General features: G+C 62.2%; 11 protein-coding genes. 7 read left to right on the forward strand and 4 right to left on the reverse strand.

Going from position 1 to position 20,550, the window contains the following annotated elements; all coding sequences use genetic code 11:
* Window positions 1–215: 215 nt before the first annotated feature.
* Together A7J50_RS00725 and A7J50_RS00730 are read right to left on the reverse strand one after the other, a co-directional pair.
* A complete protein-coding gene (locus tag A7J50_RS00725; RefSeq protein WP_064450101.1) occupies window positions 216–920 on the reverse strand; it encodes a DUF3142 domain-containing protein in 705 nt (234 codons plus the stop codon).
* The gene (locus A7J50_RS00730; RefSeq protein ID WP_064450102.1) at window positions 917–3,073 is read right to left on the reverse strand and encodes a hypothetical protein; all 2,157 of its coding nucleotides are present in this window, start codon (window positions 3,071–3,073) and stop codon (window positions 917–919) included. Before A7J50_RS00730 ends, A7J50_RS00725 begins: the two co-directional genes overlap by 4 nt.
* A gap of 164 nt (window positions 3,074–3,237) precedes the next feature.
* On the opposite strand from A7J50_RS00730, the gene A7J50_RS00735 reads away from it, so the two are divergent.
* The 4 genes from A7J50_RS00735 to A7J50_RS00750 are packed head-to-tail and all read left to right on the forward strand — an operon-like array spanning window position 3,238 to window position 7,954.
* Entirely contained in the window at window positions 3,238–4,011 is a 774-nt protein-coding gene (locus A7J50_RS00735; protein ID WP_064450103.1) for an efflux RND transporter periplasmic adaptor subunit, read from the forward strand.
* Window positions 4,008–5,327, forward strand: a complete 1,320-nt coding sequence (locus A7J50_RS00740) for an efflux RND transporter periplasmic adaptor subunit (protein ID WP_064450104.1) — start codon at window positions 4,008–4,010, stop codon at window positions 5,325–5,327. Before A7J50_RS00735 ends, A7J50_RS00740 begins: the two co-directional genes overlap by 4 nt.
* A complete protein-coding gene (locus A7J50_RS00745) occupies window positions 5,327–7,423 on the forward strand; it encodes an HlyD family efflux transporter periplasmic adaptor subunit (RefSeq protein WP_064450105.1) in 2,097 nt (698 codons plus the stop codon). Before A7J50_RS00740 ends, A7J50_RS00745 begins: the two co-directional genes overlap by 1 nt.
* Window positions 7,424–7,438: 15 nt before the next feature.
* Entirely contained in the window at window positions 7,439–7,954 is a 516-nt protein-coding gene (locus A7J50_RS00750) for a GNAT family N-acetyltransferase (RefSeq protein ID WP_064450106.1), read from the forward strand.
* On the opposite strand, the gene A7J50_RS00755 is transcribed toward A7J50_RS00750, so the two are convergent.
* Entirely contained in the window at window positions 7,930–8,238 is a 309-nt protein-coding gene (locus A7J50_RS00755) for a hypothetical protein (RefSeq protein ID WP_064450107.1), read from the reverse strand. The genes A7J50_RS00750 and A7J50_RS00755 overlap by 25 nt on opposite strands.
* A gap of 49 nt (window positions 8,239–8,287) precedes the next feature.
* Window positions 8,288–8,875 (reverse strand): phage tail protein, encoded by a 588-nt coding sequence (locus A7J50_RS00760; RefSeq protein ID WP_064450108.1) that lies wholly within the window; start codon window positions 8,873–8,875, stop codon window positions 8,288–8,290.
* 201 nt (window positions 8,876–9,076) lie between these two features.
* Between A7J50_RS00760 and A7J50_RS00765 the strand changes: the two genes are divergently transcribed.
* The 3 genes from A7J50_RS00765 (at window position 9,077) to A7J50_RS00775 (ending at window position 20,513) form a co-directional block, all read left to right on the forward strand.
* Window positions 9,077–10,690: a glycosyltransferase family 39 protein gene (locus A7J50_RS00765; protein ID WP_064450109.1), complete on the forward strand. Its 1,614-nt coding sequence runs from the start codon at window positions 9,077–9,079 to the stop codon at window positions 10,688–10,690.
* Window positions 10,691–10,799: 109 nt separating this feature from the next.
* Window positions 10,800–11,642, forward strand: a complete 843-nt coding sequence (locus A7J50_RS00770) for a sulfotransferase family protein (RefSeq protein WP_064454833.1) — start codon at window positions 10,800–10,802, stop codon at window positions 11,640–11,642.
* 138 nt (window positions 11,643–11,780) lie between these two features.
* The gene (locus A7J50_RS00775) at window positions 11,781–20,513 is read left to right on the forward strand and encodes an Ig-like domain-containing protein (RefSeq protein WP_420492087.1); all 8,733 of its coding nucleotides are present in this window, start codon (window positions 11,781–11,783) and stop codon (window positions 20,511–20,513) included.
* Window positions 20,514–20,550: the final 37 nt, after the last annotated feature.

Raw genomic sequence — 20,550 nt, forward strand, 5'->3', positions numbered from 1 at the left:
TTCAAGCCTGCGTTTGGCCATCGTGGTTAACGGGGCCTGTCAGATCAAGATCAACAGCAGATCAAGATCAAAAGCAGAGCACGGCGGCCTGGTAGCCGACCTGAGTGGTTGAAGCAAAAGCAGGGCAAAAGCACAGCACTCAACACGTAAAAAAAGATGTGTGGATACCTATGGCTATCGCGGGCAAGCCTACTCCCACAGGGAGTACTGCGTGATCACGGGTTCTGCAAAAACACCACATACCCGCGAAACCATTCACTGCCCTTCAAATACCCCGGCTCTTCCCACGCACCACCCTGAATCAGCCCAATCTTGAATGGCAGCCCCAGCCGGTTCATCCGAGGTAAGTACGCGGCGTAATCCGGAATGCTGTGGCGCCCCTGATAGGTCTGCACCACCACCTCATCCACCACGCCCTTGAGCTGGGCGATGGCGGTCGGGTCGGCGTTGCTGCCCCAGTCCATCAGGCCGGTGATGCTGAGAAGCAGGTCGGCGGGCAGGCGCTGGCGCAGGTCGCGCAGGAAGTGTGTGTATTCGTGCAGGTATTGGGTACGGGCGTCGAAATCAATCTGGATACCGACCACCGGGTTGCCCGCCTCGCGCCAGCGTTGCACCTGGCCGAGCAGCTGGGTGTAGACCTGTTCCGGCCAGTGCAGGGTGTGGGCGCGGTACACCACCCAGACGTCGCCTTGGGTGATGCGCGGGACGCTGATGCCTTGGGCGATAAACTGCACGCCAAGCTGGGGCGCGCGGCGGGTGGAGTTGATTTGGCCCTGGAGGATGTACAGGGTTTTTGCCTGTTTGAGTACCGGCTGCGGCGTGACGCCGCTCCACAGCCAGAAGGCGTCATAGTCGCGGGCGTCAACAGCGCCAAAGGCCGGGCTTGCCAGCAACAGCAAGCCTAGCCACAGGTGTTTCACCAGTAATACTTCAGGGACTCGGCCCACTCAGTGTCGGCAAACCCGGTTTTCAGCTGGCGGAACCACTCTTTGCGCACGGACTTGTCGACATCTACTCCGCCGCAGTTGTTATAGCCGGCCCGCGCATAGCAGTTGATCGCACGGAACAGCGCGTAGGCCTTGTCGTTATGCGGAGCCTTGGGGTTGGCGATGACCTGCCGGTAGCCGTCGAGTCGCGAGAAGGTCTCGCCTTTGAACAGCGAGGCGGTGCTGCCCAGGCTGCCGGCGGCGCGCGCCTGGTCCAGCGGCATGCCGTCCAGATTGTTGCGCAGGATGAACTCACCCAGGCAATTCAGGCCCTTGGGGTTTTTCGGATCGGCCTGCAGGGCGCTCGCGATTTGCGCAATGCTCGGGCAGGTGTAGCCGGACTCCGCTTTATCGCCGCTCCACTGGAACAACCGCAGCGATCGACCGTCGGTGTAGACATAACCCAGGCTGGTGCCGAGCTTGTTCTCTGGCACCGGGGTCGGCAGTTGTTTGAGATCTTCGGCGAACGTGGCGTACTGGCCGCGCATCAGGTCTTTGTACAGCAACACAAACTGCGCGGTTTCACGCTCGGCCGGGTCACTGGCCTGGGTGATCTGCTGGCGCAGCAAATCCTGGCCTGCGATGTTGCGCAGCAAGATGTAGCGCACCTGTTTGAAGCTGATTGGCGAGTCGGTCGCGAACACGTTGGCCAGTTGCCCGCTGCGCTCGTAATTCATCGCCAGGGCCAGTTCCAACTGGTCGCGCTGCAAGGGCTGCTTGGCCAGAGGCAACAGTTTCAGCCACAGGGCTTCGGCGCCTTTCCAGTCATTCTTGGCTTCCAGGGCCAGGCCGCGCAGGGTCTGCTGGCTGAAAGCCAGGTAGCCGAGGTTGGCGGGTACGTCCTGAGGCAGCAGTTTCAAGGTGTTGTCGGGTTGATGCTCGACGTACAGCGCAAACGCCGCTTGCACGTAGTCGTACAGCGCTGGCTCCTCGGCGAAGATCGGCTTCTGTGCGGCCAATGCTTCGCGGGTCAGTTTGGGCGGGTTACCGGCACGCATCCACATCAAGTCGTTGAGGGCCAGCATCAGCGGGTTGGCCGCAGGTTTGTTGATGGCGCTCAGCAGCTTGTTGTCGGTTTCCTGCACCAGGTCGTCCAACGACACGTTGCGCTGCTCGGTGCTCAATTGCGCGGCCAGGTCATTCGCCAGCTTGTCGGTATCGCCCGCCAGCCAATGCACTCGGCGCAACAGGCCTTGGGCGGAAGCCGCGTATTCGCCCTGTGGATAAGTTTTCAGGTACAGGTTGAAGCGGGTATCCGCATCGGCCAACACGGACTTATCCACATGCTCCAATTGCGGCATGCCGTATTCGTCGAAGGCGTTTTCCTGGGCCTGGTTCAACTCGGTACGGGCGATCATGTAGAGCGCCGTTTCCTTGACCCAGGGCAGGTTGCCGGTGGCGGCGGTGACAAAGCCGCGTTGCGCGTCGCCAAAACGGCCGCTGTAAAAATCGCCAGCGGCTTGAAGGTACGTGCGCAGCTCGCGGCCTGCGGCTGACTGGATTTGCTCCGGATCACCCAGGCTTGCACCCTCCCAGGTACAGGCGCCCAGCAGACTCAGACGGCCTGTGACCAAAAGCCGGCGTTCTGCTTCAGGCAGATCGGCGTTGACCACTTGGCTGATAAACGCCGTGGCGCTGCTTTCGTCGTTGCTGCGGCAGCGACTGCCTTCGCCGGTCAGGAACGCGTCACCCGCCGCTTGGTCGTGTTCACGCTGAATACCCAGAGGTGCGAGCAGCTCATCGAGTTTGCTGGGCGTGGGCGCAGCGTCAGGTTTTTCGACGGCGGCGTTGGTCATCGGGGTGAGGCGATACACCGGGAACGGCACCGGGCCGAAGCCTTCCTCAAAGTCGGTTTCGCTCAGTGCATTCGGCGTCAGTGGCGCGACTTGCTTGTCGGCCAGCAACAGGCGCAGGTTGACCCGGCTGTCGTTGCCCGGGCTCAGGAAGGGCAGGTTGCTGCACCCTTCAAGGCTGTCGCGCGAGACCCGCCAATCGGGGTAACACGAGTCATCGCCGCTGGCCTGGGCTTGGGATGAAAGGCCGGCGAGCAATGCCAGGGCCAGAGGTGACAGAAAACCGATGCGCATGAGCGTGTCCTTGATCCTGAGTCCTTGGAAGGTCGCAATAATAACGCACACCTGCAAATACGTCGGCAGCGCCCTACAATAAATTCAGATTTGTCGGCTGTGAGGTAGTGGCAATTTGATCTTGCTGCCCTAGACTGCGGGCATCGTCAGGGAGTGGTAAACGTATGGTGCAGTTGCGTAGCTGGGTGTTAGGGATTTCGTGTCTGATTGGCGTAGCGCAACTGGCGATGGCGGACGATCCGCTGTTGGATCACCCACTCGAGGCTACCGCCGGCAACGGCAGTGAAGCACGCGGCGTGTTGCGGGCCCGCGACCAGGCGATGCTGGCCAGCGAGTTGTCCGGGCGTATCGTCGAACTGCCGTTCAGCGAGGGCGAGTCGTTCAAGAAAGGTGACACCCTGGCGCGTTTCGATTGTTCGGCTTACCAGGCCCAACTGAATGCCGCCCAGGCTGCCAGCCGTGGCGCCAGTGAAGAGTTGGCCCACAACAAACAATTGGCGGCGCTCAATTCGGTCGGCCGGTTTGAAGTGGCGCGTGCCGAAGCCAAGCTCACCGAAACCCAGGCCCAGTCCCAGGTCTACCAGGTGCAGGTTAAACGCTGCAGCGTGCTGGCGCCGTTTGACGGCCAAGTGGTGCAACGCAAGGTGCAGCGCTATGAAAGCGTGTCGGCTGGGGCGCCGCTGCTGGAAATCGTCGACAACCACAGCCTTGAAATCCACTTGCTTGTACCGTCGCGCTGGATGGGCAAACTCAAGCCCGGCCAGACCTTCGACTTCACTCCGGACGAAACCGGCCAGGCGTTCAGCGCCACCGTCAAACGCCTTGGCGCCCGAATCGACGAGGGCAGCCAAACCCTGCTGCTGGTCGCCACCTTGCCCAGCGCCACTGGCTTGATGGCTGGTATGAGCGGCACCGCTCACTTTGCGCAACTGCAATGAACGCACCGATGCCGGGGCACATCGAGCGGGTGTTCGCGCAATTTCTGGAGCTGGAACGCCAGACCCGCGCCGCACGCACTACCGAGCAACTGGCCTACAGCTTGGTCAATGACGGACAGCCTCTATTCGGTTATCGCCATGCCGCGCTATTGATCGCCGGCAAGATACAGGCTGTGACGGCGGTGAGCAGCGTCGACCCGAACGCGCCGTTTGTGGCTTTCGTCGAGCAAGCAGTGGCGCAGTTGCACAAGCAGGCGCTGGGCCAGACCGCACGTGTCGTACCCGCCGAACAATTGAGCGGCGCGGTGCAGGCCGACTGGCAAAGTCTGTCCGCCGGGCATGTGTTCTGGCTGCCGTTGATCGATCCCCATGGCCGTGTGTTCGGCGGCTTGTGGTTGGCGCGAGATACGCCGTGGAACCCGGCCGAGCAGGTGTTGCTGGCTCAATTGGGCGATACCTACAGCCACGCCTGGCACGCGCTGCAACCGCGTCAGCCGTGGCGGTTGCGCCTCACGCGCAAACGCCAGGTGCTGGTGGTGGTCGCCTTGCTGTTGATGCTGCTGATTCCCGTGCGCCAATCGGTGCTGGCGCCTGCCGAAGTGGTGCCGTTGGCCGGGCAAGTGGTGGCGGCGCCACTGGATGGGGTGATCGCCGAGTTTCTGGTCAAACCCAACCAGGCGGTGAAAACTGGCGACCTGCTGCTGCGTTTCGAAAGCACCACGCTCACCGCCCAGGCGGATGTGGCGGCGCGCGCCCTGGGCGTGGCGGAGGCTGAGCTCAAGGCCAATTCCCAGCGAGCGTTTGCCGATGCCGAATCAAGCTCGCGCATCGACCTGCTGGCGGCCCGGGTCGAGCAAAAACGCGCCGAACGCGACTACGCCCGCGAACTGCTCAAACGCAGCGAGGTGCGCGCCGAGCGCGACGGCATCGCAGTGTTTGCCGACGCCGAACGCTGGACCGGCAAACCCGTGCAAACCGGCGAACGCCTGTTGCAGATCGCCGACCCGGCTCAAGCCGAGCTGCGTATCGAGCTGGCCGTGGGTGACGCGATTGCTCTGGCGCCCAACGCCCCAGTGGCGCTGTTCCTCGACAGCGACCCGTTGCAACGCCATCTGGCGACCCTGCAACGTGCGGCGTATGAAGCGCAGCCCACGCCAGGCGGCCAGCTTGCTTATCGACTCGATGCGCAGTTTGATCAAGCGCCGCCGCGTATCGGCCTGCGCGGCACGGCAAAAATCTATGGTGATCGTGCGCCGCTGGCCCTGTATTTGTTACGCAGGCCGCTGGCGGGCCTGCGCCAGAGCGTTGGCCTCTGATGAGCCTGCCCAAACTGCGTGAAGACCTGCAACTGTCCAGTGCCGGCGCGGCCCTGGACGGCTCGCCGCGCTGGACCCTGGCCGACCCGGTACGCGGGCGCTATTTCAAACTCGGCGCGACCGCCATTCGCCTGCTGCGCCACTGGTCCCTGGGCGATCCGGAAAAAGTCCTGCAGGCGGCCAACCGTGAGCCGGGTTTGCTGTTGGGCGGCAGCGAAGTGGAGAAGCTGCTGAGTTTTCTGCGCGCCCATGACTTGATCGCCGCCCTCGACCCGCAGCAGCGCGCCAGTTACCTCTACAAAGCCGCCGCGCAAAAGCACAGCCTGTGGCAGGTGTTGCTGCATCAGTATCTGTTTTTCCGTATTCCGCTGTGGCGTCCGGACGCGTTTCTCAACCGTGCGTGGCCTTGGCTGGCGCGTTTCGGGCCGGGGCTGTTGCGTTACGGCCTGCCGATCATCCTGGTGCTGGGCGTGTTTTTGGTAGCGCGCGACTGGCAGCGTTTTCTGGCGACCTTCCCGCACCTGTTCAGCCTCGGCGGCGCCCTGGCGTTTGGCGTGGCGCTGTTCTTTGCCAAGCTGTGCCATGAGTTCGGCCATGCCTTTATGGCCAAGCGCGCTGGCTGCCGGGTGCAGAGCATGGGTGTGGCGTTCATGGTGTTGCTGCCGATGTTCTACACCGACGTGAGTGATGCCTGGCGGGTCAATGATCGCCGCGCACGTTTAATGATCGGCGCCGGTGGGGTGATGGCCGAGTTGCTGCTGGCGTGCATTGCCTTGCTGGCCTGGTCGCTGCTGCCCGATGGCCCGGTGCGCACGGCGGCGTTCATGCTGGCCAGTGCCACGTGGCTGACCACGCTGGCAATCAACCTCAACCCCTTTATGCGCTTTGATGGTTACTTTTTGATCAGTGATTTGTGGGGTGTCGATAACTTGCAAGGCCGTGCCTTTGCGCTGTGCCGCTGGCGCCTGCGTGAGCTGTTGTTCGGCTATGGGGAACCGGCGCCGGAGCCGTGGTCACCGAAGATGCAACGGCGACTGCTGGGCTGGGGCTACCTGGCGTGGTTGTGGCGGGCGGCGCTGTTTTTGGGGATCGCCCTGGCGGTGTATCACCTGTTCTTCAAGCTGCTCGGGATCTTCCTGATGCTGGTTGAGCTGGTGTGGTTCATCTTCCTGCCGATTTTCAAGGAGTGGCGCGAGTGGTGGAGCCGCCGCACCCAGGCCCATACTCCCCGCGTGCTGCTCAGCGGCCTGGCCCTGCTGCTGATCGTGCTGGCGCTGGTGCTGCCGTGGCGCAGCGCCGTGGAGTTGCCGGCCATGCTTGAGGCCGGGCGCTCCAGTGCGCTGCATGCGCCGGTGGCGGCGCGGGTCAAGGCCTTGGCTGTGGTGGACGGGCAGGTGGTGACCCAAGGCCAGGTGCTGATTGAGCTGGAATCACCGGACCTGGATGCGCGGCAAAGCATCGTGCGCCGTGAAGTGGACATCCTGCAGCTGCAGATGCGCCGCCAGGCCGGGCGCAGCGAAACAGCGGCGGACGCCGGGATCAATGATCAGCGCCTGTCCCAGGCCTTGGCCGAATACCGAGGTTTGGCCGCGCAGCGCGAGCGCCTGCTGTTACGTGCGCCTCACGCCGGCACGGTACGCGATTTACTGCCGCAATTGAGCGTGGGCCGCTGGCTGTCGCCCAAAGACCCGTTGGCGCAAGTGGTGGAAGAGGGCGCGCGGCTGCGTGGTTACCTGGCAGAAGCCGAACTGTGGCGGGTGGCGCCGGGCGCGACCGGGCGCTTTATCGCCGATGACCCCATGCACGCGGCGATCCCGGTGGAGTTGACCGACATCGACGCTAACGGTGTGGCCTATCTGGATCAAGAGGCACTGACGTCCGACCACCACGGGCCGATTGCCGTGCGCCGCGATGAAAATCAACGCCCGCAGCCGTTACAGGCCCAGTACGGGGCGCGCTTGAAAAGCCAGCAACCGATCGATACGCCCCATCAGCCGTTGCGCGGTGTGGTGGTGTTGCAAGGCCGCAGTGAGTCGTTGTTGGGCGTGGCCTGGCGACGCGCCGCCGCGTTGGGTGTGAGGGAAAGCGGGTTCTGACAGGAGTTGAACGCAATGTTGAACAAGGATGGCGCCTTGGCGCAGGGCTTGGTAGTGCGCCCGTCCCGCAGCAGCGACGGGCCGTTTTTGCAGCGCCTCTACCGCTCGGCGCGTGCGGATTTGCAGTGGATCGACGGCGAGCAGGCGCTGGTGGAGGACGTGATAGCCCAGCAGTTCCACGTGCAGGAAAAGGGCCTGGACGAGCATTTCCCCGGTGCCCTGCATTACGTTATCGAGAAGTTGGACACGCCCATCGGCGCCTTGAGTGCTGATTTCGGCCCCAATGAAATCCGCGTGTTGTACCTGGCATTCATCCCCGCCGCGCGCGGCCAAGGCTTTGGCCGTGCGGTGCTGCAAGGTGTGCAGCGGGCGGCCACCCAGGTGTTTTGCCCGGTGGCCACGGTGGTCTGGGCGAGCAACCCCCATGCGCGCCAGCATTACCTGGCGCTGGGGTTTCGTGTGGAAGAAGAAACGCCCGCCGCGCAGCGGTTGGTGTGGTACCCATCTCAGTTGAACACGATGCAGAAGTAACCGCGTTGCTCATCACGGCCCATGGCGGGCTCGCGGGATACAAACACCTCTTCCAGGCAGGTGTCCACCAGCGGCAAACGGCATAAACCGTCAATGAAATCCGTGGGCCCAAGGCTTTCGAACAACACACTGAATGCCCCGCGTGGGCTGCCCGGCAGGGTGGCTTTAGGGGCTTCGGTCAGGTGCTGGATCTGGATCGGCAGCGCCGAGCCATCGGGCAGGTACAGCATGCTGTTGCAATTGAGCAACGGTCGAAAATGCTCAGAGGTGACCAGGTTCAACATAAAAGGCTCCAGTTCAGAAGCGCCGAGGCCGTGAGCCCCGGCCGGGTTTTTAGCCGCGTGACGGAAAGAGTCCGGTCAGGGCAATGCTGAAGTTGATCACCAGGAACGGATTCATCGTGCCCATGGGCAAGCCTTGGCCCGCTGGTGCAATCGTGCCGGTCAACGTGGTGTTGACGCCTTTGAGCGTCACCGGGTTGGCGCCTTGTTGGTCGGAGTAGATCGAAGCACTGCCGGGGCCGGTGCCGGAAGCACCGATATAGGCGTTGGTGGCGGTCGGCGTTGTCACCGGATTGCTGACGGCGCTGGTCAGTTGCACTGCGGTGCTGGCCGCGAGGGTTGTGGTGCCGTGGGTATGGGTGGGCAGGTTGGCCAGGGTGGCGGTGACGCTTTCGGTGCCTGAAAACTCACCGACAACACGCGGTGACAAGTTTACGCCGTTGCCCTGGCCGATGGGCAAGCGGCCTTGCAGGTTCGGCAACCCGAAATTTTGGGTGCCGTTGCCGCCGTAAGTGGTGCCAATCAGGGCGAACAGCGCCTGGTATTGATTGAGCGAGAGGATCTGACCTTCGCACAAGGCCCAGCCTTGTGGGGCAAAGTTAAACGCAAAGGGTTGAATGGTGCCGAGGAATACTTCCATGCTCTTTCATCCTTGTGGTGGGATTTGCGAGGGTGTGACGCCAATCGATCTGGCGTCATCGCAGAGCGTAGTCGGCGGTTTTGCACGCCGCCTGGCGGTTGCAAAACAGCGAGCGAAAACGGGGCTTTTGTCCTAGAGTGGCGCTTGTTTGCGCGAGTGCAGGTTTCGCCCCGGTTAACGGGCGGTATGAGGGGATTTGAGGTGCGACGGTCTGTGGTAGAGCAAGACGACAAAGTTGGGGCATTTCCCGCAGTCAATCGCCTCTCGGCCGCCTGGGAGGGTGCCGGCTGGCTGAGCCGCTTATGGTGGGTGCCGATCCTGGCGCTGGCCATGGCCGTGCGTTTCTATGGCCTGACCGCCTCGGCGATCTGGGGCGATGAAGGCTCGAGCCTGTTGCTCAGTGAATACGCCATGGATGACCTGTGGTTTCACGCGGCCCATGACGTGCACCCGCCGCTGTACTTTTTCATGCTACGCGGTTGGATCGGCTTGTTTAGCGACGGCATCTGGTCGATTCGCGGTATGAGTGCCATTCCCGGCGTGGTGGCGGTCGGGCTTGGCATCGCGCTAACACGACAGTTGTCTACCCATCGCGCGGCCGTGCTGGCGGGCGTCTTTCTGGCGCTGTTTCCGACGGCAGTGCGTTACAGCCAGGAAGTGCGCATGTACTCGTTGCTGGCCGTGTGGCTGCTGGGCGCCACGCTGGCGCTGGTGTATTGGGTACGTCAGCCTGAGCGCACGCGCTACCTGGTGGCCTATTTGCTGCTGATGGCGGCCGGTTTCTACACCCACTACTTCACCGCTTTGTGCGTGTTGGTGCATTGGGCGTGGCTGGGCGTGTTGTGTACGTCTCAAGCGCGCGGCCAACGCCTGGTACTTCGTCCGTCGTGGTGGTGCGCCAACGCATTAATTGTGGTGTTGTACCTGCCCTGGCTGCCGAACCTGCTGGACCTGATCCGGCACGTCGAGCAGCTCAAGGTCGGCGGTGATATCGGCTGGGAAGATCCGGTTTCACTGATTTCGGTGCCGTCGATGATCTGGCAGTTCGTGCTTCAGGACGAAGGCATCGGTTTCTGGCCGCCGTTGTTCTGGCTGTTCCCACTGTTGTTGATCGCCGTGGTGGGTTTCACCGTATGGCGTGACCGCGAGCGTTATCGCCCGACTTGCTTGCTGGCCTCGTTCTTTCTGCTGCCGATGCTGCTGGTGTACGGTGTTTCGTTCATCTCACCGGTCTTTATCGAGCGCTACCTCACGGTGTACGCACTCGGTTTGCCGATCCTCGTGGCAGTGGCCATCGACCGCCTGCCGAAGCGCCTGTCGTGGCTGGGGGCGGCGCTGTTCGTGTTGTTCGCAGGCGTGGAATTGTTGGGGCTGAAGAACAACGCCACGGTGGACGTGCATGACCAGTTCAATGTCCCGGTGGAGTTCGTCAACCGTAATTACCAGGAAGACGACCGCATCGTCCTCAGCGACATGATGTGGTACCTCAGCTACGTGTATTACGACCAGACCGACGCCCAATTGCAGCTTTACACACCGCCTAAACCTGATGGCAGCTCGACCAGACCCAACGCGTACGGGTTCGGCACGCTGGTGGACCAGAACGGTGGGCGTATTTACCTTGACCGCCTGTCGGCATTACCCGCCGATACGCGGCGTGCGTGGCTGATCAGCAGCACCGAGCCGCCGGATGATTTCGCACCGATTCCTGAAGGTTGGCGAGAGCTTCTGCGTCAGGATGGCGGCGGGGCGCGCGCGCGGTTGTTCGTACTGTGCCGCGGTCCAGAACCTTTGCAACCAGAGGGTTGCCGCTAATTTCAAATCGGCATTGGGCGAATGCCAAAATAGTGGCAAATGACCACTAGTCGGCACTGCAATCCTCAGCTACGCTTGGCGGATAAATGGATTTTCGTCCTACAAAGTGGTGAACGGATTGCAGTATCACTTTATCTCCGGATTACCGCGTTCCGGTTCCACTTTGCTCTCTGCGATCCTGTTGCAGAACCCGCGTTTTCACGCCGGCATGAGCAGCCCTGTAGGCACCCTGTTCAACGGCGTGCTGGGGCAATGCAGCGCCGGCAGTGAGTTTGGCTCGGTGATTGACGCCGACACCCGTCGCCGTTTGCTGCGAGGCTTGTTCGATTCCTACTACGCCGACAAGACCTCTCTCCCGATAGTCTTTGACACCAATCGCCAATGGTGCGCGCGCATGCCCGCGCTGCATGACCTGTTCCCCCAGGCCAAAGTGATCGCCTGCGTGCGCAATGTGGCCTGGATCATGGACAGCCTTGAGCGGCTGTATCGCGCCAACCCGTTCGAGAACACCAAGCTGTTCAACGATGACGTCGAGCGCAACACGGTCTACAGCCGCGTTGAAACGCTGGGCCAGCGCAATCGCCTTGTGGGCTATGCCTGGTCGGCGCTCAAAGAGGCGTACTACGGGGAAAACGCCGACTCCATGCTGGTCGTCGACTACGACTTGCTGTCCCAGGCGCCTGAGCGGGTGATGCGGCTGGTCTACGAATTTATCGGCGAGCCGTGGTTCGAGCATGATTTCGACAACCTCAGCTATGACGCGCCGGACTTTGATGACGCCTTGGGCGTCAGCGGGTTGCATCGGGTCAAATCCAAGGTCGCGTTGCAGCCTCGGCGCACCATCCTGCCGCCTGACCTCTTCGAGCAGTATGCGCACATGGAATTCTGGCGCGATGGATCGTTGAGCGCGGCCAATGTCATTCGCATCAAAACCGACGCCGCGATCAGTTGAGTGCGGCTTTTTTCGTTACGAGTAACAGTCTTCGACAAGCGGGTGAGCAGCATGTGGTGGAGCAAAGGTAAGGCACGGCAGGCAACAACAGGCGCCACCAGCCCGGCATCGCCGATGATTATGTTCCTTGAGCCCCGCATGTTGTTTGACGGCGCGGTCGCGGCCACAGTGGTCGATGCCGCCCAGGCGGACAGCCATGCCACTGCGGATGCGGCGGCCAAGGCGTCGACGGTTGATCACGCGACTGCCAGCAAAGACACCCACGCGCAAACCGACGCGCCGGCCACACCGGCACCGGTTGCCGTGCCGGGGCAGGCGGTGGTGTTCGTCGATGCGCGCGTGAAGGACTCCGCCGACCTGCTCAAAGGCGTCGCTCCCGGCACCCAGGTGGTGCAACTGGATGCCAGTAAAGAGGGTCTGCAACAGATTGCCGACTACCTGGGCAGCCACCAGGGCGTGAGTTCGGTGCAGATAATCGCTCACGGTAATTCGGGTGACTTGTGGTTGGGCAGCACTTACCTGTCGGCCGATAACGTCGCGGCCCGCAGCGCGGTGCTGGCGCAGATCGGTCAGGACATGAATGTCGGTGGCGATATCCTGATCTATGCCTGCAACACGGCAGAGGGCGACAAGGGCATCAGCTTTGTCGACTCCCTGGCCAGCCTGACCGGGCGTGATATTGCCGCGTCCAGCAACCGCACCGGCGCGGGCGGCGACTGGACGCTGGAGATTGCCACGGGCTCTATAGAGAGCCACACAGCGTTGTCGTATCAGGCGATGTCGGCGTATCAGTACGGCCTGGCGACGATCACGGTGACCAGCGGAGCTGACAGCGGCGTCGGTTCGCTGCGTGCGGCCCTTAGCAGTGCGGTGGCGGGCGATACCGTCACCTTCAACACGCCAGGCATGACGGTCAATCTCAACTCGCAGTTGGTGATCACCAAAAACCTCACCGTCGAAGGCGACCTCGACCACAATGGCACGCCGGATGTGACCATCAGCGGGCAGTACAAGACTCAAGTGCTCACGGTCAATTCCGGAGTTACCGCGACCCTGGACGGACTGGTCATTACCAAGGGCCTGATGGCTGGCAACGGCGGCAGTGGCGGTAGCGCGACTACCGCGGCCAATTTGCTCGGGGCCGGGATCAGTAACTTCGGCCACCTGACGTTGAATAACGTCAGTGTGACTGCCAACGCAGCCTCGGGTGGCGGTGGCGGTGGTGGCGTGGCCGGTGGGGATGTCGGCGGTGCTGGCGGCGGGGGCGGCGCAGTGGGCGGCGGCACCGGTGGGCATGGCGGCATTACCGGCAACGGGAGCGGTATCTATGCCGGCACAGCGGGCACCGCTAACCAGGGTGGCACGGGCGGTGGCTACCGCACCATGGGCGGCATCGGCGGTTCGAGCAGCGGCGGTGCCGGTTCGACCGGCATCTATGGCTATACCAACGGTTCCGCTGGCGGCACAGCGGCCTCTGGCGCCTTGTCGATCGGCGGCGGCGGCGGTGGTTCCGGCTGGAATGCTGCCGGTGGCAAGGGCGGCGCAGCGGCCGGCGGTATCTACAACGCCAGCGGCGCCACCCTGACCATCGTCGGCACCAGCTCGATTACCGGTAACATCGGTGCGGGCGGCGGTGGTGGTGGCGGTTCGGCGGCTGGCAGCGGCACTACGCTCAATGGTGGTGACGGTGGCCTGGGTGTCGGTGCCATTTGGAACAAAGGCTCGGTATTGATCACGGCGGCCAACTTCGCGACCTTGGGTGGTACGTCCAACACCGGTGCCAGTGGCAACGGTGGCTTGGCCACCGCCGCCTCGGCAGGCAACAAGCCGACAGCCGTCAACGGGCTGTTCAACGATATCGGCGCAACGGCGAACACCGCTTACAGCCCGGCGCCGACCGCGACCATCGTGATCGGCACCGTTGCCCAACATATAGGCAGCACGTCACCGGTGACGATTACCTTCAACCAGGCCGTGACGGGGTTCACCAACGCCGACCTGACGATTGCCAACGGCACTCTGAGCGCGGTCAACTCCCTCGACGGCGGCGTCACCTGGAACGCGACCTTTACCCCGAGCGCGGATACCACCAGTGCTACCAACCACATCGTCCTGGACAATACCGGTGTCAGCAGCGTTTCGACGAGCACCGCGGGGGTTGGCACCACCACGTCCAACAACTATGCCATCGATACCGTGCGGCCGACCGCGACCCTCTCGGTCAGCGCTCCTACGCTGAGCACCACGGCCAACGGCACGGTGACTATTACCTTCAGCGAAGCCGTGGCCGGTTTCAGCCTGTCTGACATGACGGCGTCCAACGGTACCCTGAGCAACCTGGCCACCAGCGACAATATTCACTGGACCGCCACCCTGACGCCGAACGCCAGCAACACCAGCAGTGGCAACGTGGTGACGCTGGACAACGCTCTCTATACCGACGTTGCAACCAACGCAGGCACCGGCACTACCACCTCCAATACCTATGGCATCGACACGCTGCGGCCGACCGCCAGTATCGTGGTGGCCACTACCGCGCTAAACATCGGCGGTACCTCCCTGGTGACCATCACCTTCAGCGAGGCCGTCACCGGCTTTACCTCGGCTGATTTGACCGTTGCCAACGGCACCGTCAGCGGGCTCAGCAGCAGCGATGGCGGCGTGACCTGGACCGGCACACTCGCGGCCACCGCCGGCATCACCGACACCACCAACGTGATTACCCTGGCCAACAACGGCGTCAGCGATGCGGCGGGCAACACCGGCACTGGCACCACCGACTCCAACAACTACGTCATCGACACGCAGCGGCCGACCGCAACCATTGTGGTCGCCGACAACGCATTGAAGCTTGGCGAAACCTCGCTGGTGACCATTACCTTCAGCGAAGCAGTCACCGGCCTTACCAACGCCGACCTGACCATCGCTAACGGCACCTTGACCGCTGTGAGCACTGCCGACGGCGGCGTCACCTGGACCGCGACTTTCACGCCGACCAGCAACATTACCGATACCACCAACCTGATCACCCTGGATAACACCGGCGTCAGCGACGGGGCCGGCAACACCGGCACCGGCAGCACCAACTCCAACAACTATGCGGTCGACACGCAACGGCCAACGGCAACGATTGTGCTGGCCGAAAACGCGCTGAAAATCGGCGGAACCTCGCTGGTGACCATCACCTTCAGCGAAGCAGTCACCGGCCTCACCAACGCCGACCTGACCATCGCTAACGGCACCTTGACCGCTGTGAGCACTGCCGACGGCGGCGTCACCTGGACCGCGACCTTTACGCCAAACAGCAACATCACCGACAGCACCAACCTGATCACCCTGGACAACACCGGCATTGCTGACCAGGCTGGCAACGCCGGCAGCGGCACGACCGATTCCAACAATTACGCCATCGATACCCAGCGCCCGACCGCGACCATTATTTTGGCCGACCCGACGCTGAGCGCGGGCGAAACCTCGTTGGTGACCATTACCTTTTCCGAAGCGGTCACTGGGTTCACTAACGCCGACCTGGCCGTTGCCAACGGCAACTTGAGCGCGGTCAGCAGCGCCGACGGCGGCATCACCTGGACCGCGACCTTCACGCCGACGGCGAATATCCGTAGCGCCACCAATATCATCACGCTGCAGAACACCGGCGTGAGTGACCTGGCGGGTAACGATGGTTTTGGCACATCTAACTCCGGCAACTACATGATCGATACCAGGGCGCCGACTGCTACCATCGTGGTCGCGGACAATTCGCTGACCATAGGCGAGACCTCGCTGGTGACCATCACCTTCTCCGAGGCTGTCACCGGTTTCAGCAACGCCGACCTGACCGTCGCCAATGGCACCTTGACGGCAGTGAGCAGCGCTGACGGCGGTATCACCTGGACCGCGACGCTGACACCGACCAATGCCATCACCGACACCACCAACCTGATCACGCTGGACAACAGCGGCGTACAAAACGGCTCGGGTAACACTGGCGTCGGCACCACCAACTCTAATAATTACGCGATCGATACCCAGCGACCCACGGCCACCATCGTGGTCTCCGACAGCGCATTGGCGATTGGCGAGACCTCACAGGTGACCATCACCTTCTCCGAGGCGGTCACTGGTTTCACCAACGCCGACCTGACCATCGCCAACGGCACCCTGAGCGCGGTGAGCAGCAGCAATGGCGGCCTCACCTGGACCGCGACCTTTACGCCGACCAGCAACGTTACCGACAGCACCAACCTGATCACCCTGGACAACACCGGCGTCACCGACCAGGCGGGCAACGCCGGCAGCGGCACCACCGACTCCAACAACTATGCAATCGACAGCCAGCGGCCCACCGCGACCGTCGTGATTGCCGACCCGACCCTGAAGGCCGGCGAAACTACCCTGGTCACGGTGACCTTCTCCGAAGCGGTGACGGGTTTCGACAACAGCGACCTGAGCGTTGCCAATGGCACGTTGAGTGCAGTCAGCAGCAGCGATGGCGGCATCACCTGGACCGCGACCTTCACGCCGACGGTTGGCGTCCGGGACACCACCAACCTGATCATTTTGAACAACAGCGGCGTCAGCGACATTGCCGGTAACACCGGCACCGGCACGACCAACTCCGGCAACTACACCATCGATACCCTCTTGCCGACCGCCAGCATCGTGGTTGCCGATAACGCGCTCAACGCCGGCGAGACATCCTTGGTGACCATCACCTTCAGCGAAGCGGTCACCGGCTTCAACAACGCCGACCTGACCATCGCCAACGGCACCTTGAGTGCGGTCAGCAGCAGCGACGGTGGCATTACCTGGACGGCGACTTTCACGCCGACCAGCAATGTCACTGACACCACCAACCTGATCACGCTGGATAACAGCGGCGTACAAAACGCCTCGGGCAATGCGGGCGCCGGCACCACCAACTCCAACAATTACGCCATCGATACGGCGCGCCCGACCGCCACCCTCGTGGTCGCGGATGCGGCCCTCGGCGTTGGCCAGACCTCGCTGGTGACCATTACTTTCTCTGAGGCGGTCACCGGTTTCACCAACGCCGACCTGACGGTCGCCAATGGCACCTTGAGCGCAGTCAGCAGCAGCGATGGCGGCGTGACCTGGACCGCGACCCTCACGCCGAACGCCGGCATCACCGACACCAGCAACGTCGTGCGCCTGGACAATACCGGCGTGCAAGACCTGGCCGGCAACACCGGCACGGGCACCACCGACTCCAACAACTATGCAATCGACAGCCAGCGGCCCACCGCGACCATCGTGATTGCCGACCCGTCCTTGAGCGCTGGCGAAACCACCTTGGTCACCGTGACCTTCTCCGAAGCGATTTCGGGCTTCGACAACAGCGACCTGAGCGTCGCCAACGGTACTTTAAGTGCAGTCAGCAGCAGCGATGGCGGCATCACCTGGATCGCGACCTTCACGCCGACGGTCGGCGTCCGGGACACCACCAACCTGATCACCCTGAACAACAGCGGCGTCAGCGATATTGCGGGTAACGCCGGCACCGGCACGACCAATTCCGGCAACTACACCATCGATACGGTGTTGCCGACCGCCAGCATCGTGGTTGCCGATAACGCCCTCAAGGTCGGCGAGACATCCCTGGTGACCATCACCTTCAGCGAAGCGGTCACCGGCTTCAACAACGCCGACCTGACCATTGCCAACGGCACATTGAGCGCGGTCAGCAGCCGCGACGGCGGTATCACCTGGACGGCCAGCTTCACTCCGACCAGCAATATCACCGACAGCACCAACTTGATCACCCTGGATAACCGCGGCGTACAAAACGCCGCGGGCAATAGCGGTGCCGGCAACACCGACTCCAACAACTACGCGATTGATACCCAGCGCCCAACCGCCACTATTGTGGTCGCCGGACCGACGATTACAGTCGGCCAGTGGACTCAGGTAACGGTGAAGTTCTCCGAGGCGGTCACAGGCTTTACCAATGCCGACCTGACCATCGCCAACGGCACCTTGACCGCGGTGCGCAACGTCGATGTCGGTATCACCTGGACCGCAATGTTCAAACCGGATGCCGGTATCACGGCCACCCGCAACCTGATCACGTTGAACAACACGGGTGTCTACGACCTGGCGGGCAACGCGGGCACGGGTACCACAGACTCCAACATTTTCAGCATCGACACCCAGCCGCCGACTGCCACCGTCGTGATTGCCAACCCGCTCCTGACGGCCGGCAGCACCAGCCTCCTTACGGTAACGTTCTCGGAGCCTGTGACGAATTTCGACAACAGCGACCTGATCGTTGCCACCGGCAGAATCAGCAGAATGACGTCCAGCGATGGCGGGCGCACCTGGACTGGGATATTCACGCCCGCCGATGGCATTCAGGCCAGCAGCAGTACCATTTCGCTGAACAACGTCGGTGTGAGCGATCTTGCAGGCAACAGCGGTTGGGGTTGGATCAACTCCAATGCGTTCAACGTCCAGACCTCACACCCTACCGCGACCCTCGAGATCTCCGACACGGTTATCAATAAGGACGAAATACAGATCGTAACGGTGCGTTTCTCCGAGGCGGTGCAGGGCTTCAACCTTAGCAGTCTGCATGCCCCGGACGGCACTTTCAGCCAACTCACCCGCTACAGCGACACGCTTTACACGGCGGTGTTCACGCCGAATGCAAACGTGACGGCCCCCGCCAATTTGATCACGCTGGACACCAGCAGCGTTCAAAACGCCTTCGGTAATAGAGGCGTTGTGAATGCGCTGTCGCCGGTTTTTGCAATCGATACGGTTATACCCACGGCGACCTGGACGCTGTCCGATAAGTTGCTGGAACCGGGCGAGACCGCCACCGTCACCGTCACCTTCTCCGAGTGGGTCACCGGGTTCGACAACCGCGCAATCGTCAACCTGCAAGCGGCCACATTGAGTCCGTTCTACAGCCTCGACGGTGGCAGGACCTGGCAGGCGACACTGACGCCGACGCCGGGCGCGGGTTCCTCGGGCAGCTACCTCATTGGTTTGTCCCTGGCTTACGTCAAAGACAGGGCCGGCAATACCAACTACGCGTTCGATGCCGGCTCAATGATCGCCTACACGGTCGACCACACACCGCTGAGTTCCAATGTTTACTTGAGCTCCGAGCGTTTGGCGGTCGGCGCAACGAGCACGGTGTCTATCTACTTCAACAAGGCGGTCAGCAACTTTGACCTGAGCGACCTCAGCGCCGACAACGGCGTGCTGTCCAACCTGCGCACCAGTGATGGTGGTATCAGCTGGCAGGCAACACTGACGCCATTTGCCAATACCACCAGTGCCCAGAACGTGGTGCGGCTCAACAACGCCGGCGTGACCTACTACGGCGGCAGCACCGGTGCAGGTATCACCACTTCGCGCAACTACACGGTCGATACCCAACGCCCGACCTCCACCATTGTGGTCGACAAGACCAGCCTGGGCGGCAGCGAGAAGGCCACAGTGACCATTACCTTCAGTGAAGCCGTTGAGTTCTACAACAGCCCACAGGCGCAGAACGCCTGGCTCAGCGGCCTGAAAAGCGTGGACGGCGGCATCACCTGGACCGCTACGCTCACGCCGCAGCGCTACATCGAAGACACCAGCAACGTGGTGAGCCTGGACAATACCCAGGTGCATGACCTCAGCGGCAACGCGGGCCTGGGGACCAGTACGTCGAACAGCTACGCGATCGATACCCGCCCGGCCACTGCCACGATTGTGGTCGACAAGGCCGAGCTTGCCAGCGGCGAAACGGCCAACGTCACGATCACCTTCAACGAGGCGGTGTCGGGCCTTAAACTGGACAACCTGAGTGTCGCCAGTGGCGTGTTGAGCAACTTGAAAAGTGTCGATGGCGGCATCACCTGGACCGCCACGCTGACGCCTAAAGATCATCTGCAGAACTGGTATGACACGGTAGTACTGGATGGCAAAGGGGTAACGGATGCGGCAGGTAACTCGTCAGCCAACACGTATGCCTACTCGAGTTATTTTGCCGTCGATACCCAAGGCCCGCAGGTGTACATCGAGGTATCGGATACCCAGCTCAAGGCCGGGCAGGGCACCCAGGTGTTTATCTGGTTCAGCGAACCCGTGCGCGGCTTCGACCTGTCCAGCCTGAAAGTGCCGAACGGCACGCTGTCCAACCTGCAAAGTGGCGAGGGCGGCTATTACTGGACCGCGACCCTGACGCCGAACAACAACGTCAATGTCAGCGGCAACATCATCACGGTAGACAACAGCACGGTTCGCGACCTGGCCGGTAACGTCGGCGAAGGCATCAGCCAGTCCAACGCCTACGCGATCAATAGTGTCACGGTCACGGCCGACCCTCTGACCCTCACCGGCGGTATCGCAAGGCCGGTGACTGACATGCCGCACCTGCCGCTGCAACCGGGTGTCTTCGCCCCGCCTATCGGCAACCTGGGTTCACCGCTGACGTTTGCGCCGCTGTTTGAGCAGCGCGTACTGGGCGACGGTGTTCGCCCGTTGGGGGACATTTTTATCAACAACGGCGCCACCAGCCCGAGCTTTATCGCTCAGGTGTTTACCAGCACCGATAACGTCGGAGACGGTTCCGGCAAGGGCTTCCTCGGTTTTGGCGGCGGCGATGGCGGGGTGTTCGGTACAAGCACTCTCTCCAGCCTGTTTAACCGTGAAACCGGCGGCGACGGTAGCTCACTAAAGGCCTTCGACAGCAAATCGATCAAAGGCCAGGGCGACCCGACCCAAGCGCTGCGCGGGGTATTTGGGGCGCCGACGCTCGGCCAACAATTGCAGCAGCTCAAAGACACTGAAAAACGCCAGGTGATGGACCTGGCACAGGCACTGCAACAAGTCGGCATCAGCGAAATGCAGGCTTGAACACACTTAATTCAAGGCGCAGTAACAGGGGCAGTCC

It is taken from the genome of Pseudomonas antarctica, from assembly GCF_001647715.1.
In the GTDB taxonomy this organism is placed as follows: Bacteria; Pseudomonadota; Gammaproteobacteria; order Pseudomonadales; family Pseudomonadaceae; genus Aquipseudomonas; species Aquipseudomonas antarctica_A.

What these genes read in the sequence shown, in the direction of transcription:
- A7J50_RS00730 (WP_064450102.1), bottom strand. Translation starts at nt 3,073, where the DNA reads ATGCGCATCGGTTTTCTGTCACCTCTGGCCCTGGCATTGCTCGCCGGC.
- A7J50_RS00735 (WP_064450103.1), top strand. Translation starts at nt 3,238, where the DNA reads ATGGTGCAGTTGCGTAGCTGGGTGTTAGGGATTTCGTGTCTGATTGGC.
- A7J50_RS00740 (WP_064450104.1), top strand. Translation starts at nt 4,008, where the DNA reads ATGAACGCACCGATGCCGGGGCACATCGAGCGGGTGTTCGCGCAATTT.
- A7J50_RS00745 (WP_064450105.1), top strand. Translation starts at nt 5,327, where the DNA reads ATGAGCCTGCCCAAACTGCGTGAAGACCTGCAACTGTCCAGTGCCGGC.
- A7J50_RS00750 (WP_064450106.1), top strand. Translation starts at nt 7,439, where the DNA reads ATGTTGAACAAGGATGGCGCCTTGGCGCAGGGCTTGGTAGTGCGCCCG.
- A7J50_RS00755 (WP_064450107.1), bottom strand. Translation starts at nt 8,238, where the DNA reads ATGTTGAACCTGGTCACCTCTGAGCATTTTCGACCGTTGCTCAATTGC.
- A7J50_RS00760 (WP_064450108.1), bottom strand. Translation starts at nt 8,875, where the DNA reads ATGGAAGTATTCCTCGGCACCATTCAACCCTTTGCGTTTAACTTTGCC.
- A7J50_RS00775 (WP_420492087.1), top strand. Translation starts at nt 11,781, where the DNA reads ATGTTGTTTGACGGCGCGGTCGCGGCCACAGTGGTCGATGCCGCCCAG.